Genomic DNA, 22744 nt, shown 5'->3' with positions numbered 1-22744 from the left:
CAGCGCCTCCCGCCCTCACAGGTGGACGACGGCGTGGACCGTTCCATCGTCGTCGGGCGTCAGAACGGCGCCGGCCGCCTCGAGGAGCCGCTGGGCTTTGAGGTTACCGGCCAAAGTGCGGGCAGTGACGCGGTGCAGGCCCGCCATGCGGGCCTCCTCAAGGACCAGCCCCAGGGCGGCGCGGGCGACCCCGCGGGAGCGAAAGCTCCGTCCCAGCCAGATGCCGGTTTCGGCCGAAAGCACATCGGTGTGGGCTTCCCGTTTGAGCCGGACGGAACCGGCTATGTCACCGCCACTGAACACGGCCCAGGATTTCTCCGCCGCGGGGCCGTCAAGGCCGGCGGCTGCCGCGTGGTGGTAGCTGAAGAACCAGGCGGTGCGCTCAAGGTTCCAGCCGGGGCCGCCGAGCGGGGGAGCCACTTCGTCAGGGGAGGCATCACGTTTGGCCAGTTCGAGCAGCTGGTCCGCGACAGCCCGGTCCACATCCACGATGGTGACCTCAGGCAAGGCGTTCATCAACCCACTCCGTTCCTTCGGGAGTCAGCGCAGCGGAGCCTGCGGTGAGCTGCTGGATCCGTTCAGTTGCTGCCGCAATGGCATCGGCATGGTCGGGTACGGCGATGCGCAGGACCGTGAGGCGGTCCTGGTAGGACGTTTCCGCCATTACCAGGCCGGCGGCGCGCAGGTCGTTCTCCAGCCGGCCGGCCCCGGCGTGCGGCACCGCCGTCCAGCAGATCCGCAGCCTGCTGCGCCGGATCAGGGGTGCCTGTTCCAGTGCCGCGGAGACAGATTCCGAGTAGGCGCGGACCAGGCCGCCCGCGCCCAGCAGCACTCCGCCGAAATAGCGCACGACGACGGCACTGACGTCGCTGAGGTCGGCCACCCCGGGTGCCGTTTCCCTTTTCACCAGCGCTTCGAGCATGGGGATCCCTGCGGTGCCCGCGGGCTCGCCGTCGTCGCTGGAGCGCTGGATGCTGCGGTCCGGGCCGATGACGAACGCGGAGCAGTGGTGCCGGGCATCGTGGAACTCGCGGCGAAGCCCGGCAGCCAGTTCCCGGGCGTCCTCCTCCGTTCCGGCCCTGCGGAGGACGGTGATGAACCTGGACCGCTTGATCTCCAGCTCGTGCCGGACGTCATGGCCGGCCGCCAACGTGGTGTAAGTAGTGGTCCTGCTGTCTTGCGCTTGCACCCGGCCCAGTCTAGCGGCGGCGGGAACCGGCGCTTTCGGGGTTCGGTGGACATTCCGTGACGCCACGGACGCCGGCTTCACACGCGGTTCAGTAGGGTGGGAGGGTGTTGAAAATCGGCTTGACGGGCGGAATCGCCTCAGGAAAATCGGTGGTGGCGGCCCGGCTGAAGGAGCACGGCGCGATCCTGGTGGATGCGGATGCACTGGCCCGGGAAGTGGTGGAGCCCGGGACCCAAGGCCTGGAACAGATCGCTGCCGGGTTCGGCGCGGACATGCTCGACGGCGACGGACGGCTTGACCGCGCGCGCCTCGGCGAAGCGGTGTTCGGCCAGCCGGAGCGCCTGGCGGCCCTGAACGCCATCGTCCACCCCCTGGTGCGGGCCCGCGCGGCCGAGCTGACGGCAGCGGCACCGGATGACGCCGTCGTGGTCCAGGACATTCCCCTGCTGGTCGAGACCGGGCAGGGGAGCAGCTTCCACCTTGTCGTGGTGGTGGACGCTCCCGATGACGTCCGGCTGCAGCGCATGCAGGCGCTGCGGGGGATGACCCCGGAAGCGGCGCGTTCACGGATGGCCGCCCAGGCCACCCGCGAGCAACGCCTGGCAGCCGCCGACGTCGTCCTGGACAACTCCGGCACCGTGGAGCAGCTCCTGGACCAGGTGGACCGGCTCTGGGAACAGCGGTTGCAGCCTTACGCCCGCAACCTCGCCGCCGGGACCCGGGCCCCGCGTACCGGCGGGCCGGTCCTTGCCCCGCACAGCCGGGACTGGTCCCGGCAGGCCACGCTGATCGCGGCGCGGCTGAGGGCGGCCGCCCCTGACGCCATCCTGGCGGTGGACCACATAGGCTCCACCGCCGTCCCCGGCCTGGCTGCCAAGGACGTCATCGACCTCCAGGTGGCCGTGCCTGACATGGCGGCCGCAGCTGCGATCGCGCCGCTCCTGGCCGCTGCCGGATACCCGGCGGTGCGGGGGATCGAATCGGACACGCCGAAACCCGGTGCGCCGGATCCCGCGTCATGGCTCAAGCGATTCCACGCCAACGCGGATCCAGGCCGGGCGGTGAACGTGCATGTGCGGCCGGCCGGCTCGGCCGGATGGCGATATGCGCTGATGTTCCGGGACTGGCTGCGGAACGATCCTTCCGCGCTTGCGCTCTACCAGGCGCACAAGGCGGACCTCGCCCGCCGCTTTTCCGACTCCGCCGGAACCGGATCCTACGCTGAGGCGAAGGAACCGTGGTTCACCGACGTTGCCTGGCCGGCGATGTCCGCATGGGCCCGGACAGCCGGGTGGGCGCCGCCGTCGTACGCGTCGTGAACGGCCGCCCCGTCCCGGCGCTTGTTCGCCCGTAACGGATTGGACGCTTCACTGTCGGTGCCCGGCTGTAAATTAGATCCATGAGCCTTGCGCAGGAGATCAACCGTGTTGTAGCGCCCTTTGAAGTCATCAGCGAATTCAAGCCCGCGGGTGACCAGCCGGCCGCCATCGCGGAGCTGACCGAACGCATCAACAACGGGGAGAAGGACGTGGTGCTCCTCGGCGCCACCGGTACCGGCAAAAGCGCCACCACCGCGTGGCTCATTGAGCAGGTCCAGCGGCCAACCCTGGTGATGGTCCAGAACAAGACCCTTGCCGCCCAGCTCGCCAACGAATTCCGCGAACTGCTGCCCAACAACGCCGTGGAGTACTTCGTCTCCTACTACGACTACTACCAGCCCGAAGCCTATGTGGCGCAGACGGACACCTTCATCGAGAAGGATTCCTCCATTAACGAGGAAGTGGAACGGCTCCGGCACTCCGCCACCAACGCGCTGCTGACCCGCCGGGACGTGATCGTGGTGGCCACCGTGTCCTGCATCTACGGCCTGGGAACCCCGGAGGAATACATCTCCGGCATGGTCACCCTGCGCAAGGGTGCAGAAATGAACCGGGACGACCTCCTGCGCAAGTTTGTTTCCATGCAGTACGCGCGCAACGACGTCGACTTCCACCGCGGCACCTTCCGGGTCCGCGGGGACACCGTGGAAATCATTCCGATGTATGAGGAACTGGCCATCCGGATCGAGTTCTTCGGCGACGAAATCGAGAACATCCACACCCTCCACCCGCTGACCGGTGAGGTCATCCGCGACGAGGAAGAGATGTACGTCTTCCCGGCATCGCACTATGTGGCTGGACCGGAGCGGATGGCGCGGGCCATCAAGCGGATCGAGGATGAACTCGCGGACCGGCTGAAGGCGCTGGAAAGCCAAAACAAGCTCGTCGAAGCCCAGCGGCTGCGGATGCGGACCACGTACGACCTCGAAATGATGCAGCAGATGGGCTTCTGCAACGGCATCGAAAACTACTCCGCCCATATCGACGGCCGGGAACCGGGGACCGCCCCGCACTGCCTCCTGGACTACTTCCCGGACGACTTCCTGCTGGTGGTGGACGAGTCCCATGTAACCATTCCGCAGATCGGCGCCATGTACGAGGGCGACATGTCCCGTAAGCGGAACCTCGTGGACTTTGGCTTCCGCCTTCCGTCCGCCATGGACAACCGGCCGCTGAAATGGGACGAGTTCCTCCAGCGGGTGGGCCAGACCGTCTACCTTTCGGCCACCCCGGGCAAGTACGAACTTGGCAAGGCGGACGGATTCGTCCAGCAGATCATCCGTCCCACCGGGCTGGTGGATCCCGAAGTGGTGGTCAAGCCCACCAAGGGACAGATCGATGACCTCCTCGGTGAGATCAAGACCCGGGTAGAGAAGGACGAACGCGTCCTGGTGACCACGCTGACCAAACGTATGGCGGAGGACCTCACAGACTACCTGCTGGGTCACGGCGTGAAAGTGGAGTACCTGCACTCGGATGTCGATACCCTGCGCCGAGTGGAACTCCTGCGCGAGCTGCGGATGGGCTCCTTCGATGTCCTGGTGGGCATCAACCTCCTCCGTGAGGGCCTTGACCTGCCAGAGGTGTCCCTGGTCAGCATCCTGGATGCGGACAAGGAAGGGTTCCTGCGTTCGTCCACGTCGCTGATCCAGACCATCGGCCGTGCAGCCCGCAACGTCTCGGGCCAGGTGCACATGTACGCGGACCGGATCACCGACTCCATGGCCCTCGCCATCGACGAAACCAACCGCCGCCGCGCCATCCAGGTCGCCTACAACAAAGACCATGGCGTCGATCCCCAGCCGTTGCGCAAGAAGATCGCCGACATCACGGACCAGTTGGCCAAGGAAGATGCCGACACCGAGGAACTGCTCAAGAACAACCGGCTCGCCAAGGGCGCCAAGCGGGCCAAGTCCGGAGCCAAGGGTGCGGCCCAGGTCCGTGCGGATGGTTTGGCGGCAGCTCCGGCCGAGGACCTGGTGGGACTGATCGAGCAGCTTACCGAACAGATGCACGGAGCCGCCGCCGAACTGCAGTTCGAAGTGGCGGCGCGGATCCGCGACGAGGTCAGCGAACTGAAGAAAGAACTGCGCCAGATGCAGGCCGCCGGCCACGCCTAGGCGGCTCGTTCCAGGCCTGCCCGGAGGACGGGATGGGCTGCCCATGGAACGGCGGGCACCTCCGTGGGGAGGTGCCCGCCGTCGTTAACTCATGTGGTGCCGGGGTTTCACTTCCTGGCCGAGTCGATCATTCCCTTTGCTTCGTCCATCAGGCCCTTGGCTGCGTCAGCGGGGGACTTCCGGTCGAACAAGACGTCCGTGCAGTACCGCTGGATCAGCGCCTGAACCCCGGAGGAGCCGGTTGGGGGCACCGGCGGGCCGCTCTGCAGGTCAGGCTTGATGTCCTTCAGGAATGCCGCCGCGGACTTGTCCGCCGGGGTCAGCAGTGGGTCGATTGCCGCCTGGACTTCTGAGTTCGTGGGGAAGCCGCGCTCGGTCAGGATGGTCTTGGCTGAGTCCAGGTTGTTGAGCATGTAGTTGACCACCTCAGCAGCTTCCTTGGGATGCTTGCTGCGCGAAGACACGGACCAGAACATGGATGGTTTGTAGGACATTCCGTTGTCCTTCGCGCTGCCTGTGGAACTGGGCGCGCGCAGGATCTTGACGTCGGTCTTCAGCGCCGACTGAAGCGCATTGACCTGGTTGGTCCACCACCACGACATCGCAGTCTTGCCGGTGGCGAAGAGGGTCTGTTCCACCGGGGCGCTGATGTCCTCGGTGGCAATGTTGGCCGGCGGGGCAGCTCCGGCGTTGCGCAGGTCCACGAGGTTCTGGAAGAAGGACGTGGCGGTGCTTTCCTTGAAGCCGAGGCCGCCGTCCGCCGAGTAGAGCGATTCGCCGTGCTGCATCGCCCACGTGTTCAGGTCGGAGTCCGTCAGCGAGTAGGAGCTGCCGTAGTTAGTTTGGCCCGCCTTGGCAGCGGCCTTTGCGATCTGGGCGGCGGTCTTGGTGTAGTCAGCCCACGTCCAGGTCTTGTCGTCCGGGATGGGCACACCGTAGTCCTGGAACATCTTGGCGTTGATCATGACGGCCTTGGCGTTCTGCCCGGTGCTGAGGCCAAACTGCTTACCGCTGACCTGGCCCGAGTCAAGGGCGTCCTGGTCGATCTTGGAGGTGTCGATATTGCTTTGCTTGGACAGGTCCAGGAGGGCGCCCCGGCCGCCATACTCAGCGATATAGGCCTGGTCCATCTGGATCACGTCGGGGGAATCATTGGCGGCGGTGGTTGTGGCCAGTTTGTCCCAGTAGCTGCTCCACACTCCGGGCTCGGCCTGGATCTTGATGTTGGGGTGGGAGGCCTGGAACGCGTCGATCACCTGTTGGGTTTCTTTGTTGCGGAGGTCGTTGCCCCACCACGTGAAGCGGACCGTGACGTTCCCGCCGCTGTCGCCGGCCGAGGAGGGAGAACAGCCGGTGGCAAGCAAGGCGAGGGTGGCCGCAGCTGCGAGCGACTTGACCATCGTGCTGGTGCGAAGCGAAGTCTTCATTGACCGTGACTTTCTGGAGGGGTCTAACAGATGGGGCGAGAAACCGCTTTCTCGCTGGATGTGATTATGACAGCAGCGTCTGCCGGGGGTCAATGGTTCCGGGAAACCGTTATCCAACGGCGTTGCTGGGGTAGAGTTGAAGGCACGTAGGGGAGTATCCCAAAGCGCTACGATCGTCAACACGCAGGGCATGGTTGCCCCGCCGGGCGTAGCGGGCCGCCGCTTCAGCACCAAGTGCACTGGCAGGCCGGAGAGACTTACACCATTTTGTGTACCCTGCGAAAGGCTGTCCCTGTGCTCGACTTGCCCGTATGGTTCGAGGTTGGCTCATTTGTCATCCTTGGCCTGATCCTCCTGACCGACCTCCTCCTGGTGGTCCGCAGGCCCCATGAACCCTCCATGAAGGAAGCCGGCCTGTGGGTTGCCTTCTATGTCGCACTGGCCATGGCCTTCGCCGGAGCGATGTTCGCCTTTACCGGCCCCGAGTTCGGCAGCCAGTTCGTCGCGGGCTGGGTCACGGAATACAGCCTCAGCATCGACAACCTGTTCGTCTTCATCATCATCATGGCCAGGTTCTCCGTACCGCGGAAATACCAGCAGGAAGTGCTGATGGTGGGGATCATCATCGCGCTCATCCTGCGCGGCATCTTCATCCTGCTCGGCGCCATTGTCATTGAACAGTTCAGCTGGGTGTTCTACATCTTCGGCGCATTCCTGCTGTGGACGGCCTGGAAGCAGGCCCAGGACGAAGGCGAAGAGGAAGAAGACCGCGAGAACCCCCTGATCGCCAGGATCCGCAAAGTCATCCCCATGTCGGAGAAGTTCGACGGCGGCAAGCTGCGGACCACGGTGAACGGCAAGAAGGTGTTCACCCCCATGGTGATCGTCTTCATCACCATCGGCCTCACGGACCTCCTGTTCGCCGTGGACTCCATTCCGGCGATCTTCGGCCTCACCCAAAGCCCCTTCATCGTCTTCACCGCCAACCTGTTCGCCCTGATGGGGTTGCGTCAGCTGTACTTCCTCCTCGGCGGCCTGATGAACCGGCTGATCTACCTCAAGCACGCACTCTCCTTCATCCTGGCGTTCATCGGCGTCAAGCTCGTCCTGCACGCCATGCACGTCAACGAACTGCCCTTCATCAACGGCGGACGCCACATCGAGTGGGCACCCGAGATTCCGACCTTCGTGTCGTTGGCAGTCATCGTGGGCACCATCATCGTTGCCGTGGTGGCCAGCCTGCTGAGCTCCAAGGCCAAGGCGGCGGCGATCGATCCGCGGCTCGAGGAAGACGCCCGGAAGAGCCACAGCGACGTCGACTAGGCGTCCGCTGCACCTCTGCAACAGGTAATCCCGGCCCCGCCGGGATTACCTGTTTAAGCCCCTGCATCAGGCGGCAGCGCAGGACTATGCTCGGATCATGGCCAGCACAGCAGCGGACCAGCGCGTGCGCCAGGTGCAGCGGCGCACCGTTGTGCTCCTGGGGACAGCCCAGGTCTTCGGCGGCATCGGCACCGGGGCAACCGTGTCGATCGGTTCCATCCTGGCCGTGGAATTGTCCGGTTCCAGCGCGTGGGCGGGGGCCGTGGCAACGGTCATGACGCTGGGGGCCGCGGCAGCCGCACTTCCGCTGGCGTCGTTGGCCGACCACCGAGGGCGCAGGGCGGGCCAGGTGGCGGGTCTTTCAGCGGCCTTGGCAGGTGCGCTTCTTATGGTCCTGGCCGTCGTGTCCGGGCTCTTTATCCTCCTGGTCCTGGGTGCCGCAGGCATCGGCGTCGGCACTGCGGCCACCCTGCAGGCACGGTTCGCCGCCGTGGACCTTGCAGCCCCCGAACACCGGGGGAGGGCGCTGTCGACGGTGGTCTGGGCCGTGACCGTCGGCGCCGTGACGGGGCCAAACCTCATCCAGCCCGGCACGGTGGTGGGCACGGCACTGGGCCTGCCGCCGGTGGCCGGACCATTCGTCATCGCCGCGGCGGGATTGCTGATTGCCTCCGGCCTGATGTTCGCCGGGCTTCGCCCCGACCCGCTGTTGCTGGCACGCCAGCTCGCGGCTGCGGGAGCCAACACCGCCCAAGACCATGACCCGGCACGCCCGGACGGTGTGGCGGCCGGGCGTGCCGGCGGTTCACTCATCCGCGGGCTCCATGCCATCAGGGACTCCCGGACGGCGGTCCTGGCGGTGACAGCCGTCGTCGCCGCCCACGCAGTGATGGTGGGCGTGATGTCCATGACGCCGCTGCATCTGCAGCACCTGGTGGAAGGGCCTGCGTTCCACCCAGGGCACGTCGCCGAGGGGGACGTGCTGGTGATCATTGGCTTCACCATCTCGCTGCACATCGCCGGGATGTTCGCCCTGTCGCCGGTCATGGGCTGGCTGACGGACAGGGCCGGCCGGATCGAGACCATCGTGATCGGTTTCGCAGTGTTGGTCGCGGCGGTGGTGGTCGCAGGCCTTGGACAGTCTTCCACCCGCGCTGTTGCGGCAGGCCTTGTCCTGTTGGGCGTTGGCTGGTCGGCTGCGACCATCTCCGGGTCCACGCTGCTGGCCGAAAGCGTGGGACGCGACGCCCGGGTCGCGGTGCAGGGCGTCTCGGACATGCTGATGGGCGCTGCCGGAGCGGCAGGCGGTGCGGTGTCGGGGCTCGTCCTGGGCGCCGCCGGCTACCTCGGCCTGAACCTCATCGGTGCCGCCATCGGTGCCGCGGTGCTGGCGGCGGCCATTCTCGCCCGCGCCTCACGCCGCCGGTCAGCGGCCGCCTGAACGCGCCATCCCCAGCAGGCGGGCAAAGATCCGCTCGCCGTCGTCGGCGATTCCATCGTGATGGAAATCGGCGGTCTCCCACACCTGCAGTCCGCGGACCGCTGCCGCCGTCTGAAGGGAGAGGTCCCGGTCAACGTAGATGTCGTCGGTGTAGACGGCCGCTGCCACGGGAACGGTATTGGCAGCCAGCGCCCGCGAATCGTACAGCGGCTTCCAGTCCCGCTTGGCTGCCAGCAGTTCGGCCACGTCCCGGAGCGGCTGCAAGGCGGGATCCTGCTCGAAGTACCACGGGTACACCATCTCGCCGGTCAGGAGCAGCGGCTCGGCGTCGGGCCTGAACCAGGGGTTTTCACCCAGCATCCGCCACGCGGACCAGTTGGTCGCCTGCCCCTGGCCATAGATGGATTCGTGCATGAGCGCATACAGCGGGTTGGAGCGGCGGGAGACGACGGCCTGGAGCTGTTCCAGGAAGGCATCGGACAGGCGGGGTCCACCGGGAGCGGCGACGAAGGCATCTTCCAGGAGATAGTGGAGGCTGTCCACCCGCGTGTTGCCGCCCAGGAATGACCCGGCCATCTGGAACCGCTCCACGGTGAGGGGCGCGCCGTCGGGCATGATCTCGGTCGTGGACCGCAGGTGCCGGGCGATCCGTTCCACCGTCTCCCGGTCCTCGGGGTACCAGCCGAAGTATTCCCCGTTCCGGGCGGCGACGCGCTGGAACGTGGCACGGTAGACCTCGTCGGCGCTGCCGGCGAGCGGCGCCAGGCCACCGGTGATGAGTGCTTCGCGGAGTCCTTCCGGCGCGAAGGAGAGATAGGTCAGGGCGCAAAAGCCGCCGTAGCTTTGGCCGTAGATGGTCCAGGGCGCTGATTCGAGGGCGGCACGGATCAGTTCCGCGTCCGCCACGATCGAATCGGCCCGGAAGTGCTCCAGGTAGGCAGCCTGTGCGGCCGCATCCCCCCGCGCCGGCAGCGTATGCCTGTCGATGGGGGTGGACAGGCCCGTACCCCGCTGGTCCAGCATCAGGATGCGGAACTCTGCCGCCGCAGCCTTCCCCCAGCCGCCCAGGGAAGCCCACCTGTTGCCGCGGCCGCCAGGACCGCCCTGAAGGAAGAGGAGCCAGGGCAGCGCGGCCGCCGCCTCCTCGCTGTGCGCGGCGGAGACGTATTCGCGGGCGAAAACGGTGATGGTCTCAGCCGCCGGGGCGGAAGGATCATCTGGAGCGAAGTGGTCCAGGGGGACGGTGAACCAGTGTTCGACGGTCCGCATACCCCGGAAGGCGTGGCTGGCGCCAACGCGATGCCTGGCGGCAAGTGCCGCGCTGTGCCGCTCAGCCACGCGCGGCTGCGGGGACGGAGGTGCCGGACTGCGCCCGGCCGAACCGGTCCAGTGCCTGGCCGGTGAGCCGGAAGGTTGACCATCCGTCCATGGGGACGGCGCCGACGCGGCGGTAGAAGTTGATGGACGGCTCGTTCCAGTCCAGCACGCTCCATTCCACCCGCGCGTAGCCGTTCTCGACGGCAATCCCGGCCAAGTGCTGCAGCAGCGCCTTGCCGTGTCCTTCGCCCCGCGCTCCGGGGCTGACGTAGAGGTCCTCCAGGTAGATCCCGTGCACGCCCTCCCAGGTGGAATAGTTCAGGAACCAAAGGGCGAAACCCTGCACTTCACCGGCCGTGTTCTCAGCCATGGCCGCGAACACGCTTGGGTTGTCGCCGAACAAGGCCCGCTCCAGCAGTTCGGGAGTGTTCCGGACGGCGTCCGGTTCCTTCTCGTAATCGGCCAGTTCGTGGATCATCCGGAGAATGGCGGGAACGTCGTGCGGGGTGGCGGGGCGGATAACACTCATTGCTCGAGCTTACCGCCGGTCCCGCGTCAGAGCCGGTTCACGTCCGTCACCCTGACCACGGCGGTCCCGGTGTCGTCCGACTCGGCCAGGTCCACCTCGGCCGAGATCCCCCAGTCGTGGTTGCCTGCCGGGTCGTCGAAGATCTGGCGGACTTTCCACGTGCCGCGCTCCTCGGTGATGATGAGCAGGCCCGGCCCGCGGGCGTCCGGGCCCGTACCGATGTCGTCGTGTTCGTCGAAGTAGTCGTCCAGCGCGTCTTCCCAGCGCTCGGCACCCCACCCGGATCCGGCGTCGAGTTCACCCAGCGCGGCGGCGTCCTCGTCGGCGAACAGTTCCACGCGGCGGAACATCTCGTTGCGCACCATCACCCGGAACGCGCGGATGTTGGAGGTCAACGACGGCGGGGGAGGCGGTGGCGCGTCGTGCGGCGTGGGCGCCGCGCCGGAGGCCAGTTCCTCCCACTCGTCCAGGAGGCTGGAATCCACCTGCCGCACCAGCTCGCCGAGCCAGGCGGTCAGATCCTCAAGGTCTTCCCGCAGCATGTCCTGGGGCACGGTCTGGCGGAGCGCTTTGAAGGCATCGGCCAGGTAGCGCAGCACGATCCCTTCGGAACGGGCCAGGCCGTAGAACTGCACGAATTCGCCGAAATTCATGGCGCGCTCATACATATCGCGGACCACCGACTTCGGCGCGAGCTCAAAGTCGCCCACCCACGGTGCAGCCTTCCGGTACACCTCGAAGGCCTCGCCCAGGATCTCCGCAAGAGGTTGCGGGTAGGTGACCTCGTCCAGCATGGCCATCCGCTGGTCATAGTCGATACCGTCCGCCTTCATGGCGGCCACCGCTTCGCCGCGGGCCTTCTTCTGCTGCGCGGCGAGGATCTGCCGCGGTTTCTCCAAGGTCGCCTCAATCACGGACACAGCGTCCAGGGCGTACGACGGCGACTCCGGGTCGAGGAGGTCCAGCGCCGCGAGGGCGAACGGGGAGAGCGGCTGGTTCAAGGCGAAGTTCGGCTGCAGGTGGACGGTCAGCCGCACGGTGCGGCCGTCAGGTCCCTGTTCTTCCGGCGGGATGCGTTCCACCACCTCGGCGGCCAGGAGTTCCCGGTAAATCCCCAGCGCCTTCTTCATCAGCCGCAGCTGGGACGACCGTGGCTCGTGGTTTTCGGTCAGCAGCCGCCTGGCCGCGGCAAACGGGTCCCCGGGCCGCTCCATCAGGTTCATCAGCATGGCGTGCGTGACGGTGAAACTCGACGTCAGCGGGTCCGGCACGGATTCCACCAGCCGTTTGAACGTCGGCTCGCCCCACGAGACGAAACCTTCAGGCGGCTTCTTCTTCACCACCTGGCGCAGCTTCTTCTGGTCATCGCCGAACTTGGCGGTGGCCTTCGCCATCGCCTTCACGTTCTCGATGACGTGCTCGGGTGCCTGCACCACCACGGTCCCGGCGGTGTCGTAGCCTGCCCGTCCGGCGCGGCCGGCAATCTGGTGGAACTCGCGTGAGTTGAGCAGCCGTGTCCGGACGCCGTCGTACTTGCTGAGGGCGGTGAGGAGCACTGTCCTGATGGGGACGTTGATGCCGACGCCCAGGGTGTCCGTGCCGCAGATAACCTTCAGCAGCCCCGCTTGAGCCAGCTGCTCCACCAGCCGGCGGTACTTGGGCAGCATGCCGGCGTGGTGCACGCCGATTCCGTGGCGCACCAGCCTGTTCAGTGTCTTCCCGAACCCGGCGGCGAACCGGAAGTTGGCAATCAGCTCGGCGATCTTGTCCTTTTCCTCCCGGGTGCACACGTTGATGCTCATAAGGTTCTGGGCGCGGTCGATCGCTTCGAGCTGGCTGAAGTGCACCACATAGACCGGCGCCTGTTTGGTGGACAGCAACTCTTCCAGCGTTTCGTGGACCGGGCTCTGGTGGTAGTAGTAGTGCAACGGGATGGGCCGCTCCGCCGAGCTTACGGTGGTGGTGGGCCGGCCCGTCAAGGACGTCAGGCCTTCCTCGAAGCGGGTCACGTCCCCCAGCGTTGCTGACATCAGCAGGAACTGTGCCTGCGGAAGCTCCAGCAGCGGCACCTGCCAGGCCCAGCCGCGCTGCGGGTCCGAGTAGAAGTGGAATTCATCCATGATCACGGCGCCCAGTTCTGCCGCGGAGCCCTCGCGCAGGGCGATGTTGGCGAGGATCTCGGCCGTGCAGCAAATGATGGGGGCGTCCTGGTTCACGCCGGAGTCGCCGGTAATCATCCCCACGTTCTCCGCGCCGAAGATGTCGCAGAGCGCAAAGAACTTTTCCGATACGAGGGCCTTGATGGGCGCCGTGTAATAGCTGCGCCTGCCCTGGGCCATCGCCTGGAAGTGCGCTGCGATGGCCACCAGGGACTTGCCGGATCCGGTGGGCGTGGCCAGGATGACGTTCGCCCCGGTGGCCAGCTCCATGATTGCCTCATCCTGCGCCGGGTAGAGCGCGAGCCCCCGGCTCTCCGTCCACTCCGCGAACCGGGTGTAGAGGGCGTCCGGGTCGACGGCGGAGGCCTGGTTGGGGACGGACAGATCGGTCAGCTGGTCAAGGAGTTTCATTGACTTCCACCTTAGTGCCACGTCGTGTCCGTGCTCCCGCCCATGGCCGGGTTAGGCTCGGCCTGGCCGTGTGCGCAGCAGAACCTGGAGAACCTCATGAAATGGGACCCCGTCAAGTACGTCCAATTCGGCGATTACCGGAACCGGCCCTTCTTCGACCTCACCGCCCGGATCCTTGCCGGACACCCTGCCAAGGTGGTTGACCTGGGCTGCGGGCCGGGCAACCTGACGGCGACGCTCAGCGACCGCTGGCCCGGGGCCGACGTGGTGGGCGTGGACTCCTCCGCGGAAATGCTGGCCAAGGCTGCACGCCTCGCCCAGGAGCACCCGTCGTTGCGGTTCGAACAGGCCGACATCGCCGACTGGACGCCCTCGCCGGACACGGACGTCGTGGTCAGCAACGCCGCCCTGCAGTGGGTCCCCGGCCATCAGGACATGCTGCGGGGATGGCTCGCGGCGCTCGGCCCGGGTGCGTGGTTCGCCCTGCAGGTTCCCGGAAATTTCGACGCTCCCTCGCACGCACTGATGCGGGAACTCGCGTCCTCAGCCCCGTGGGCCGACAAGCTTGGCGGGGTGTTGCGGGGCGGGGAGTCCGTGGGGGAGCCGGGGGACTACCTTGGGATCATGCTCGACGCCGGGTACGCCGCGGACGTGTGGGAAACCAGCTACCAGCAGGTCCTTCCCGGCCCGGACCCGGTCCTTGAGTGGGTTCGGGGCACGGGGCTGCGTCCCGTCCTGGCCGCGTTGGCGGAGGATGACGCCAAGCGCTTCGAAGCCGAATACGCCGCAGCGCTGCGTGACGCCTATCCGCGGGGACCCCACGGCACCGTCTTTCCGTTCCGCAGGATCTTCGCCGTCGGACGCAGGGACGGCTGAAACGGGCCACGACTCTTGTTTGATGCATTGGTCACAAGGCGTGACAGCGGCGAAAAGTGATCTGGCTTACAATGTGGTCTGTGGTTTAGGGTCGAGTCGCCGGCCCGCTTCGACCGGGTGCATCTACGGGGGGTATTTTGCTGGTCGGTCTTATCAGGCGGCAACTCGCCGGACAGCAAGCCCAGGTGTGGGCCATCGTGCTGCTCCAGTTGGTCCAGGCAGCGGCCAACCTGCTCCTGCCAACAGTGAACGCGGCGATCATTGACGATGGCATTGTGGCCGGGGATACGGCCGCCATATCCAGGCTGGGCGCGGCGATGGCCGTCATCGCCGTGGTACAGGCGGCGTCAGCCATCGGGGCAGGCTACCTGGGAGCCGTGGTGGCCATGCGGATCGGGCGCCGGCTGCGGGCGGAAGTCTTTGCCCGGATCCAGTCGTTGTCGTCACAGGACGTGGCTCTGTTCGGAACCCAAAGCCTGACCACGCGTGCCACCAACGACACCCAGCAAATCCAGGCATTCGCCGTCCTGGTTTTCACCATGCTCTTTGCCGGACCCGCCATGGGCGTCGGGGGAATCGTCCTGGCCGTGCAGCAGGACGTGGCGCTGTCCGTGGTGGTGATCGTCATCGTTCCGCTGCTCCTGCTGATCATGTACCTGATCGTGCGCCGCCTGATTCCGCTCTACCGGGAGGGCCAGGACCTGCTGGACCGCTCGGGCGGAATCCTGCGCGAACAAATCATCGGCGTGGATGTTATCCGCGCCTTCGTCCGCCAGGATTACGAAGCACGGCGGTTTGCCCGGGCCAACGCCGGACTGACCGCGAACAACCTGCAGTCTGCGCTGCTGGTGGCGGGGATGCTGCCGATGATCATGCTGGTGGTCAACATCAGTTCGGTCGCCGTGGTCTGGTTCGGCGGGCACCGCATCCAGGACGGCCTGATGAACCTCGGCGCCCTCACCGCCTTCATCGCCTACATCATGCAGATCCTGCTGGCCATCATGATGGCCATGTACGTCCTCATGACGGCGCCGCGCGCGGCTGCCTGCGCCGAACGCATCCAGGCTGTCCTGGACACCGAGCCGTCGGTCCGCGACGCGGCGGCCCGGATTCCCGGCGCCGGTAATGGACCAGCCAGGCCGGGCGGCCGGAGTACGGACGCGGGCGCACCGGCACCCGGGCCGGGCCTCCTCCAGTTCCATGGGGTTGGCTTCTGCTACCCGGGAGCTGAAGCGCCGGTGCTCGCAGACATCAGCTTTACCGCAGCACCGGGTACCACCTTGGCGATCGTCGGCTCAACGGGAAGCGGGAAGTCGACGCTGCTGAACCTGATTCCGCGGTTCCTCGACCCCACGGAAGGCCACATCACCGTGGGCGGCCGCGACGTCCGGGACATGCCCCTGGACCTTTTGCGCGGAGCCATGGGGATCGTGCCGCAGCACTCCCACCTCTTCACCGGAACCATTGCGGATAACCTGCGGCTGGGTGCGCCGGAGGCCACCGACGAGGAACTGTGGGCGGCCCTGGAGACGGCGCAGACCATGCGGTTCATGCGCGACCTCCCGTTGGGTCTTGCCACGCCGGTGGGGCAGGGCGGCGCAAGCCTGTCGGGCGGGCAGCGCCAGAGGCTGTGCATTGCCCGGGCACTGTTGCGCCAGGCGCCCCTCTACCTTTTCGACGACAGCTTCTCCGCCCTCGACTACCGCACCGACACCTTGCTAAGGCTGGCACTGGACCAGGTTTTGGCGGCCGCCACGGTGGTCGTGGTTGCTGAACGCCTGTCCGCCGTCGAGGACGCGGACCTCATCCTGGTGCTCGACGACGGCCGGCTCGCCGCCCAGGGAACGCACACGGAGCTGTTGCAGGACTCGGCCACCTACCGGGAAATCGCCGAGTCCCAGCTCGCGCTGGACGGCCCCCTGTGACGGCGGCCGGCGAAGCCGTGGCTGCTGCCCACTCCTTCCGGCCCACCGCGGCGAGGCTCCTTGGCCTCCTCCGCCCTTTCCGGCTGCGGGTCCTGGGCGCCGTCGGCGCCACGTGCGCCTTCGCCGGCCTCAACGTTGCCGCTCCCAAGTATCTTGGTGACGCCACGGACCTGGTGGTGGACGGCGTCGCCCAAGGCAGCCTGGACCAGCGCCTCGGCACCCTGCTCGCTGTTGTAGCCGGCATGTACGTGCTCGCCTCACTGTTCAACTGGATCCAGGGGGCGCTGACGGCCCGTGCCGTCCAGGGCCTGATGTTCAGGCTCCGCGCCTCGGTGGAGGACAAGCTGCACCGCCTGCCGTCCACATACTTCCGGGAGCGGTCCCGGGGCGACGTCCTCAGCCGCGCCACGAACGACATCGACAACATTGCCCAGGCCCTGAACCAGGTCTTGACGCAACTGATCGTCTCCGTCCTCATGCTGTGCGGCTCGCTGGCCATGATGCTGTGGATCTCGCCGCTGCTCGCCGCCATTGCCGTTGCCACCGTCCCGGTCTCGACGTGGATCACCGTGCTAGTGGCGCGCCGCTCGCAGGAGCATTTCGCCAGCCAATGGAAGGAGACCGGCGAGCTCAACGCGCACGTGGAGGAATTCATCAGCGGCCACGAGGTGGTCAAGGCCTTTGGCTGGCAGGAGCAGGCCGCGGGAGTGTTCGGCCAGAGCAACGCACGGCTGGCCCGGGCCGGCCGCAAGGCCCAGTTTTCCGCGGGCGTGGTCCAGCCGCTGATGGTCCTGATGTCCAACCTCAACTACATTGCGGTGGCGGTCGTGGGAGCCCTGCAGATCCTGTCCGGGTCCATGACCATTGGCGGGGTCCAGGCGTTCATCCAGTTCAGCCGGCTGTTCACCCAGCCCGTGGGGCAGATTGGCGGCCTGCTCAGCGTCATGCAGTCCTGTGCGGCGTCGGCTGGAAGAGTCTTCGCACTCCTGGACGCGGTGGAGGACGCCCCGGAACCGGCCGGCACGGCACCGGCCGGGCCGGTTGCCGGCCGCATCGTTTTCGATGATGTCACGTACCGCTATCCTGGTTCGGTTCCCGCGGTCCGCGACCTCACCTTCACGGTTGATCCGGGGCAGGCGGTGGCCATCGTGGGACACACCGGTGCCGGCAAGAGCACCGTGGTGAACCTGCTGATGCGTTTCCTCGAGCCTTCCTCGGGCCGGATCTCCATTGGCGGGCAGGACATCTCCTCCGTTCCCCGCGACCAGCTGCGCTCCCGGTTCGGCGTGGTTCCGCAGGATGCCTGGCTGTTCGCCGGGACCATCCGGGAAAATATCGCCTATGGCCTTCCGGAGGCTTCGGACCACGCCGTCGTCGCCGCCGCGGAGGCCACCCATGCCGACCGTTTCATCCGGTCCCTGCCCCACGGCTACGGCACCGTACTGGAAAACGGCGGCGAGCCCCTCAGCCAAGGACAGCGGCAGCTCATCACGATAGCCAGGGCGCAGCTGGCCGGACGCTCGGTGCTGGTCCTGGACGAGGCCACCAGCTCGGTGGATTCCAGGACCGAGCTCCTGATCCGCCAGGCGATGCAACGGCTCCGGAACGGCCGGACCAGTTTCATCATCGCCCACCGTTTGTCCACGGTCCGGAACGCTGATCTAATTCTGGTCATGGACCATGGACGCATCGTTGAGCAGGGAACGCACGAGAGCCTCCTGGCCGCCAACAGCTACTACGCCGCGCTCTACAACGCACAGTTCGCCGCCCGTGACGGCCGCGCCGGTGTCCTGGAGGGTGGCCTGTGAGCGCCCCGGCGGACTTCCCCGGCGCCTGGCGGCCGAATCCCGCCAGCACCGTGGCGCTGTTCGAGCAACTGCGGCTGCAGGTCATCCACCTTGCTGACAACGGCGCGCTTGCCCCGGGCACCAGGCTCCCGGCCGTGCGTGCCCTGGCGGAAAAGCTCGACGTCGCCCCGCACACCGTGGCCAGGGCTTACAAGGAGCTCGAAGCCGCGGGGATTGTAGCCACCCGCGGGCGGAATGGCACGGTGGTTTCGGCGCGGGATGAGAGGCTCGGCGGCTTGGCCGCCGCCGCGGCGGCGTACGCGGACGTGGCCAAGGCGCAGGGGGCCAGCTTCGCGGAGGCCGTCAAGCTGCTGGCGGCCGCCTACGATGTTCCCTGAGGGCGGAACCGCGCATGTTCGAAGAAGTTTTCGATTAGCATTATGGGGTGCCTAAAGCCGTAGCTGAAGAAACCTCTGCCCCCGCCTCCTCCTTCACCGCCGCCCCCGCTGCCGTCCCGCAGCGCCCGGACCTCTCCAGGCTCGTCGTGAAGGGCGCGCGGGAGCACAACCTGCGCAACGTGGACCTGGACCTGCCCCGTGACGCCATGATTGTCTTCACAGGCCTCTCCGGATCCGGAAAGTCGTCCCTGGCGTTCGACACCATCTTTGCCGAAGGCCAGCGCCGCTACGTCGAATCGCTCTCCGCCTACGCGCGCCAGTTCCTGGGCCAGGTGGACAAACCCGATGTCGACTTCATCGAAGGGCTGTCTCCGGCGGTCTCCATCGACCAGAAGTCCACCAGCAAGAACCCGCGGTCCACCGTGGGCACCATCACCGAAATCTACGACTACATGCGCCTGTTGTGGGCACGTGTCGGCAGGCCGCACTGCCCCGTATGCGGTGAGCCGGTATCCAAGCAGACGCCGCAGCAGATTGTGGACCAGCTCCTGGAACTCGCAGACGGAACCCGATTCCAGGTCCTGGCGCCGGTGGTGCGCGGCCGCAAGGGCGAGTTCGTTGACCTTTTCAAAGAGCTCAGCGCCAAGGGCTACTCCCGTGCGCGGGTGGACGGCAACCTGGTCCAGTTGAGCGATCCGCCCAAGCTGGGCAAGCAGTTCAAGCACACCATCGAGGTAGTGGTGGACCGCCTCGTGGTCAAGGAAGGCATCAGCCAGCGGCTCACCGACTCCATCGAGACGGCCCTGGGGCTGGCGGAAGGCCGCGTCCTGGCCGAGTTCGTGGATCTTGACGCCGACGATCCCGGACGGATCCGGGCTTTCTCCGAGAACCTCGCCTGCCCCAACGAGCACCCGCTGGCCATCGACGAGATCGAGCCCCGCTCGTTCTCCTTCAACAACCCCTTCGGTGCCTGCGCGGCCTGCAGCGGCATCGGTACCCGGCTGGAGGTGGACGAGGAACTGATCGTTCCCAACCCGGAACTCTCGCTCTCCGAAGGCGCCATCGCGCCATGGTCCCTGGGAACCGCCACCACCGAATACTGGAACCGTCTCCTGGAAGGCCTCGCCAAGGAAGTGGGCTTCTCCATGGCCACGCCGTGGGAGAAGCTCGGCAAGGACGTCCGCCAGACCATCCTGCACGGCAAGGACCACAAGGTGGTGGTGCAGTACCGGAACCGGTTCGGCCGGGAACGCAAATACAGCACCGGCTTCGAGGGTGCCATCCAGTACGTCCACCGCAAGCATGGCGAGACCGATTCCGACTGGGCCCGCGACCGCTACGAAGAATACATGCGCCAGGTCCCATGCCCTTCCTGCAACGGTGCCCGGCTCAACCCGGCCTCGCTCTCGGTCCTCATCAACGGCAAGTCCATCGCCGAAGTAGCGGCACTGCCCATGCGGGACTGTGCGGAGTTCCTGAACACCCTGGTCCTGACCGGACGTGAAGCGCAGATCGCGCACCAGGTCCTCAAGGAGATCCAGGCGCGGCTTACCTTCCTGCTGGATGTGGGCCTCGAATACCTTAACCTCGAGCGCCCCTCAGCCACCCTCTCCGGCGGCGAAGCACAGCGCATCAGGCTCGCCACCCAGATCGGGTCCGGCCTGGTGGGCGTGCTGTACGTCCTGGACGAGCCCTCCATCGGCCTGCACCAGCGCGACAACCGCCGGCTCATCGAAACCCTCACCCGGCTCCGCGACATGGGCAACACCCTCATCGTGGTTGAGCATGACGAGGACACCATCCACGTGGCTGACTGGATCGTGGACATCGGACCGGGCGCAGGAGAACACGGCGGCCAGGTGGTGCACTCCGGAACCTACAAGGAGCTGCTGGAAAACAAGCAATCGCTGACCGGCGACTACCTGTCCGGCCGCAAGGCCATCGCCGTGCCCAAAAAGCGCCGGAAGTACGACAAAAAGCGCGAAATCAAAGTGGTGGGCGCCCGGGAGAACAATCTCGTCAACGTCGACGCCGCCTTCCCGCTGGGACTCTTTACTGCGGTGACCGGCGTGAGCGGTTCCGGTAAGTCCACGCTCGTCAACGAAATCCTCTACAAGGTGCTCGCCAACAAGCTCAACGGCGCCAAGCAGGTGGCTGGCCGGCACAAGACCGTCCAGGGCCTCGAGCACCTGGACAAAGTGGTCCACGTGGACCAGAGCCCCATCGGCCGCACCCCCCGATCCAACCCGGCCACGTACACAGGAGTGTTCGACAACATCCGCAAGCTCTTCGCGGAGACCACCGAAGCCAAGGTTCGCGGCTACCTGCCGGGCCGGTTCTCCTTCAACGTCAAGGGCGGCCGCTGCGAAGCATGCTCCGGTGACGGCACGCTGAAAATCGAAATGAACTTCCTGCCTGACGTGTACGTCCCCTGCGAGGTCTGCCACGGTGCCCGTTACAACCGCGAAACGCTGGAAGTCCACTACAAGGGCAAGACCATCGCTGACGTCCTCAACATGCCCATCGAGGAGGGCGCCGAGTTCTTCGCGGCATTCTCGCCCATCGCCCGCCACCTGAACACCCTGGTGGATGTCGGACTGGGCTATGTGCGGCTGGGCCAGCCCGCCACCACGTTGTCCGGCGGTGAAGCGCAGCGCGTCAAACTCGCGGCCGAGCTGCAGAAGCGGTCCAACGGGCGCAGCATCTACGTCCTGGACGAGCCCACCACGGGGCTGCACTTTGAGGACATCCGCAAGCTCCTCATGGTCCTCCAAGGGCTGGTGGACAAGGGCAACACGGTGATCACCATCGAGCACAACCTGGACGTCATCAAGAGTGCGGACTGGCTCGTGGACCTCGGGCCCGACGGCGGTTCGGGTGGCGGCCAGATCGTCGCGGCGGGAACGCCGGAGCAGGTCGCCAAGTCCAGCACCAGCCATACGGGGAAGTTCCTGGCAGAAATACTGGGCTGACCAGCAGAGGAATCTGTCCGGAAATATTCCTGTACGGGAATGCGAGTTTCAGGCACTCGCGCTGTCGTGAGAAACTAACCCGGTGACTTCAACAACAGTGCCCGTGATCTTTGACCTGGACGGCACTCTTGTCGACCCGGCCGGTGGAATAACAGAAGGCATTGCATCGGCCCTCCGCGGGCTGGGGCTGCCGGTTCCCGCCCAGGACCTGCTGGATGCGATGATCGGCCCCAAATTGAGCGACTCACTGCTCAACGTAGCGAAGGTGCCGGCGGACCGCCTTGAAGAGGTGGTCCGCCGCTACCGGGAACACTACGTCTCCACCGGAATCGCCCAGAGCAGGCTGTACCCCGGAATCCAGGAAATCCTCGAATCCTTCGCAGCGGCCGGACGGCCCGTTGCCGTGGCCACCCAGAAGCCGCAGCGCCTTGCGCACACCGTACTGGCACACCACGGCATCGACGGCTTCTTCCACGGCATCCACGGGTCCGCCGACGACGAGGCTGCCGTGGACGGCGTTCCGCTGGGCAAGACCCAGATCATTGCCGCAGCCCTGCGGGACCTGGATACCGAACACGCCATCATGGTGGGGGACCGGGCACAGGACGTTTCCGGAGCGATTGCCAACGGCCTGGACTGTATTGGCGTGGCCTGGGGATTCGCGCCAGACGGCGAACTTGAAGAGGCCGGGTCGGTCGCCGTCGTCAGCACTGGTGAGGAACTGGTCACAGTCATCGAACGGCTGCAAGCCGTCCACACCGCGGCCATGAGCGGGGTGAGCAACAATGGAAATGTTTGATGCCGTCCGCTGGACGACGCGGAACCTCATCTCCGGCACCTGCCGCCCCACCGTCGTCGGCCTGGACAATGTCCCCTCCGACGGCCCTTTCATCGTGGCCCCCAACCACCTGTCCTTCTTTGACAGTGTGATCGTCCAGGCGCTGATGCCCCGCCCGGTCGCGTTCTTCGCCAAGGCCGAGTACTTCACCACCGGAGGCGTCAAAGGCAAGGTCATGAAGGCCTTCTTCGAATCAGTGGGTTCCATCCCCGTGGAGCGCGGCGAACAGGCAGCCAGCGTCCAGGCGCTCAAGACACTCCTGGACATCCTTGAGTCCGGCCGCGGCATCGGCATCTACCCTGAGGGCACCCGGTCCCGCGACGGCATCCTGTACCGCGGACGCACCGGCGTCGGCTGGCTCGCGCTGACCACCGGGGCACCGGTCATTCCGGTGGGCCTGATCGGGACCGAAAAACTCCAGCGGGCCGGCGAAAAGGGTGTCAGGCCACAGCATTTCACCATGAAGGTGGGGGAGCCGCTGTACTTCGATAAGACCGGCCCGGACCACTCGCTGCCCGCGCGCCGTGAGGTCACGGACCGGATCATGGACGCGATCGCTGCCCTGACCGGCCAGGAGCGCTCCACCAGCTACAACCAGAGCAAGTCCGCCGAGTAGCCGTGCTGGCGCAGATGCCCGGCGCGCCTTAGTAGAC

General features: G+C 66.4%; 17 protein-coding genes. 11 read left to right on the top strand and 6 right to left on the bottom strand.

All coding sequences use genetic code 11. The features are described 5' to 3' along the window. Window positions 1-15 precede the first annotated feature (15 nt). The gene (locus DC347_RS05215) at window positions 16-516 is read right to left on the bottom strand and encodes a GNAT family N-acetyltransferase (RefSeq protein WP_018761236.1); all 501 of its coding nucleotides are present in this window, start codon (window positions 514-516) and stop codon (window positions 16-18) included. Continuing rightward, window positions 500-1189: a YigZ family protein gene (locus tag DC347_RS05210; protein ID WP_026264436.1), complete on the bottom strand. Its 690-nt coding sequence runs from the start codon at window positions 1187-1189 to the stop codon at window positions 500-502. Before DC347_RS05210 ends, DC347_RS05215 begins: the two co-directional genes overlap by 17 nt. A gap of 104 nt (window positions 1190-1293) precedes the next feature. On the opposite strand from DC347_RS05210, the gene coaE reads away from it, so the two are divergent. Both coaE and uvrB read left to right on the top strand, forming a co-directional pair. Further along, window positions 1294-2508: a dephospho-CoA kinase gene (gene coaE / locus DC347_RS05205; protein WP_109044641.1), complete on the top strand. Its 1215-nt coding sequence runs from the start codon at window positions 1294-1296 to the stop codon at window positions 2506-2508. 80 nt (window positions 2509-2588) lie between these two features. Then, window positions 2589-4688, top strand: a complete 2100-nt coding sequence (gene uvrB / locus DC347_RS05200; protein WP_109044640.1) for an excinuclease ABC subunit UvrB — start codon at window positions 2589-2591, stop codon at window positions 4686-4688. A gap of 107 nt (window positions 4689-4795) precedes the next feature. On the opposite strand, the gene DC347_RS05195 is transcribed toward uvrB, so the two are convergent. Beyond that, entirely contained in the window at window positions 4796-6115 is a 1320-nt protein-coding gene (locus DC347_RS05195) for an ABC transporter substrate-binding protein (protein ID WP_240617693.1), read from the bottom strand. Window positions 6116-6409: 294 nt separating this feature from the next. On the opposite strand from DC347_RS05195, the gene DC347_RS05190 reads away from it, so the two are divergent. Further along, window positions 6410-7438 carry a TerC family protein gene (locus DC347_RS05190; protein WP_109044638.1) on the top strand — a complete coding sequence of 343 codons (1029 nt, stop codon included), beginning with the start codon at window positions 6410-6412 and terminating at the stop codon, window positions 7436-7438. Between the two features lie 97 nt (window positions 7439-7535). Next, window positions 7536-8879: an MFS transporter gene (locus DC347_RS05185; RefSeq protein ID WP_109044637.1), complete on the top strand. Its 1344-nt coding sequence runs from the start codon at window positions 7536-7538 to the stop codon at window positions 8877-8879. Here DC347_RS05185 and DC347_RS05180 read toward each other — a convergent pair. The 3 genes from DC347_RS05180 to DC347_RS05170 all read right to left on the bottom strand — a co-directional run bounded on the left by DC347_RS05180 (window position 8865) and on the right by DC347_RS05170 (window position 13295). Continuing rightward, the gene (locus tag DC347_RS05180; protein ID WP_109044636.1) at window positions 8865-10148 is read right to left on the bottom strand and encodes an alpha/beta fold hydrolase; all 1284 of its coding nucleotides are present in this window, start codon (window positions 10146-10148) and stop codon (window positions 8865-8867) included. The two genes, DC347_RS05185 and DC347_RS05180, sit on opposite strands and share 15 nt — an antisense overlap. Before the next feature lie 61 nt (window positions 10149-10209). After that, complete coding sequence (locus DC347_RS05175) at window positions 10210-10725, bottom strand: GNAT family N-acetyltransferase (protein ID WP_018761244.1); 516 nt, start codon at window positions 10723-10725, stop codon at window positions 10210-10212. A gap of 26 nt (window positions 10726-10751) precedes the next feature. After that, on the bottom strand, window positions 10752-13295 hold the full coding sequence (locus DC347_RS05170; protein ID WP_109044635.1) for an RNA helicase: 2544 nt from the start codon (window positions 13293-13295) through the stop codon (window positions 10752-10754). Between the two features lie 96 nt (window positions 13296-13391). Here DC347_RS05170 and DC347_RS05165 point away from each other — a divergent pair, with 96 nt between their 5' ends. From DC347_RS05165 to DC347_RS05135, 7 genes are all read left to right on the top strand, one after another. Continuing rightward, a complete protein-coding gene (locus DC347_RS05165) occupies window positions 13392-14171 on the top strand; it encodes a trans-aconitate 2-methyltransferase (RefSeq protein ID WP_109044705.1) in 780 nt (259 codons plus the stop codon). Between the two features lie 137 nt (window positions 14172-14308). Further along, complete coding sequence (locus tag DC347_RS05160) at window positions 14309-16096, top strand: ABC transporter ATP-binding protein (protein ID WP_165837976.1); 1788 nt, start codon at window positions 14309-14311, stop codon at window positions 16094-16096. Beyond that, window positions 16093-17904: an ABC transporter ATP-binding protein gene (locus DC347_RS05155; RefSeq protein WP_109044633.1), complete on the top strand. Its 1812-nt coding sequence runs from the start codon at window positions 16093-16095 to the stop codon at window positions 17902-17904. The genes DC347_RS05160 and DC347_RS05155 overlap by 4 nt, the downstream gene beginning before the upstream one ends. After that, complete coding sequence (locus tag DC347_RS05150) at window positions 17901-18281, top strand: GntR family transcriptional regulator (RefSeq protein WP_018761249.1); 381 nt, start codon at window positions 17901-17903, stop codon at window positions 18279-18281. The genes DC347_RS05155 and DC347_RS05150 overlap by 4 nt, the downstream gene beginning before the upstream one ends. Window positions 18282-18328: 47 nt before the next feature. Beyond that, the gene (gene uvrA, locus DC347_RS05145; protein WP_109044632.1) at window positions 18329-21253 is read left to right on the top strand and encodes an excinuclease ABC subunit UvrA; all 2925 of its coding nucleotides are present in this window, start codon (window positions 18329-18331) and stop codon (window positions 21251-21253) included. An 82-nt stretch (window positions 21254-21335) separates the two neighbouring features. Next, the gene (locus tag DC347_RS05140; protein ID WP_026264444.1) at window positions 21336-22052 is read left to right on the top strand and encodes an HAD hydrolase-like protein; all 717 of its coding nucleotides are present in this window, start codon (window positions 21336-21338) and stop codon (window positions 22050-22052) included. Then, window positions 22039-22707: a 1-acyl-sn-glycerol-3-phosphate acyltransferase gene (locus tag DC347_RS05135; protein WP_026264445.1), complete on the top strand. Its 669-nt coding sequence runs from the start codon at window positions 22039-22041 to the stop codon at window positions 22705-22707. Before DC347_RS05140 ends, DC347_RS05135 begins: the two co-directional genes overlap by 14 nt. Window positions 22708-22744: the final 37 nt, after the last annotated feature.

It is taken from the genome of Pseudarthrobacter sp. AG30 (assembly GCF_003116525.1).
Classification (GTDB): Bacteria; Actinomycetota; Actinomycetes; order Actinomycetales; family Micrococcaceae; genus Arthrobacter.
Note: the sequence above shows the minus strand (reverse complement) of the source record. Positions and strands in the feature narration are given on the sequence as shown.

Excerpts from the sequence above, each read along its gene's own strand:
- DC347_RS05215 (WP_018761236.1), bottom strand. The coding sequence starts at position 516 with ATGAACGCCTTGCCTGAGGTCACCATCGTGGATGTGGACCGGGCTGTC.
- uvrB (WP_109044640.1), top strand. The coding sequence starts at position 2,589 with ATGAGCCTTGCGCAGGAGATCAACCGTGTTGTAGCGCCCTTTGAAGTC.
- DC347_RS05195 (WP_240617693.1), bottom strand. The coding sequence starts at position 6,115 with ATGAAGACTTCGCTTCGCACCAGCACGATGGTCAAGTCGCTCGCAGCT.
- DC347_RS05185 (WP_109044637.1), top strand. The coding sequence starts at position 7,536 with ATGGCCAGCACAGCAGCGGACCAGCGCGTGCGCCAGGTGCAGCGGCGC.
- DC347_RS05180 (WP_109044636.1), bottom strand. The coding sequence starts at position 10,148 with ATGCGGACCGTCGAACACTGGTTCACCGTCCCCCTGGACCACTTCGCT.
- DC347_RS05175 (WP_018761244.1), bottom strand. The coding sequence starts at position 10,725 with ATGAGTGTTATCCGCCCCGCCACCCCGCACGACGTTCCCGCCATTCTC.
- DC347_RS05170 (WP_109044635.1), bottom strand. The coding sequence starts at position 13,295 with ATGAAACTCCTTGACCAGCTGACCGATCTGTCCGTCCCCAACCAGGCC.
- DC347_RS05165 (WP_109044705.1), top strand. The coding sequence starts at position 13,392 with ATGAAATGGGACCCCGTCAAGTACGTCCAATTCGGCGATTACCGGAAC.
- DC347_RS05135 (WP_026264445.1), top strand. The coding sequence starts at position 22,039 with ATGGAAATGTTTGATGCCGTCCGCTGGACGACGCGGAACCTCATCTCC.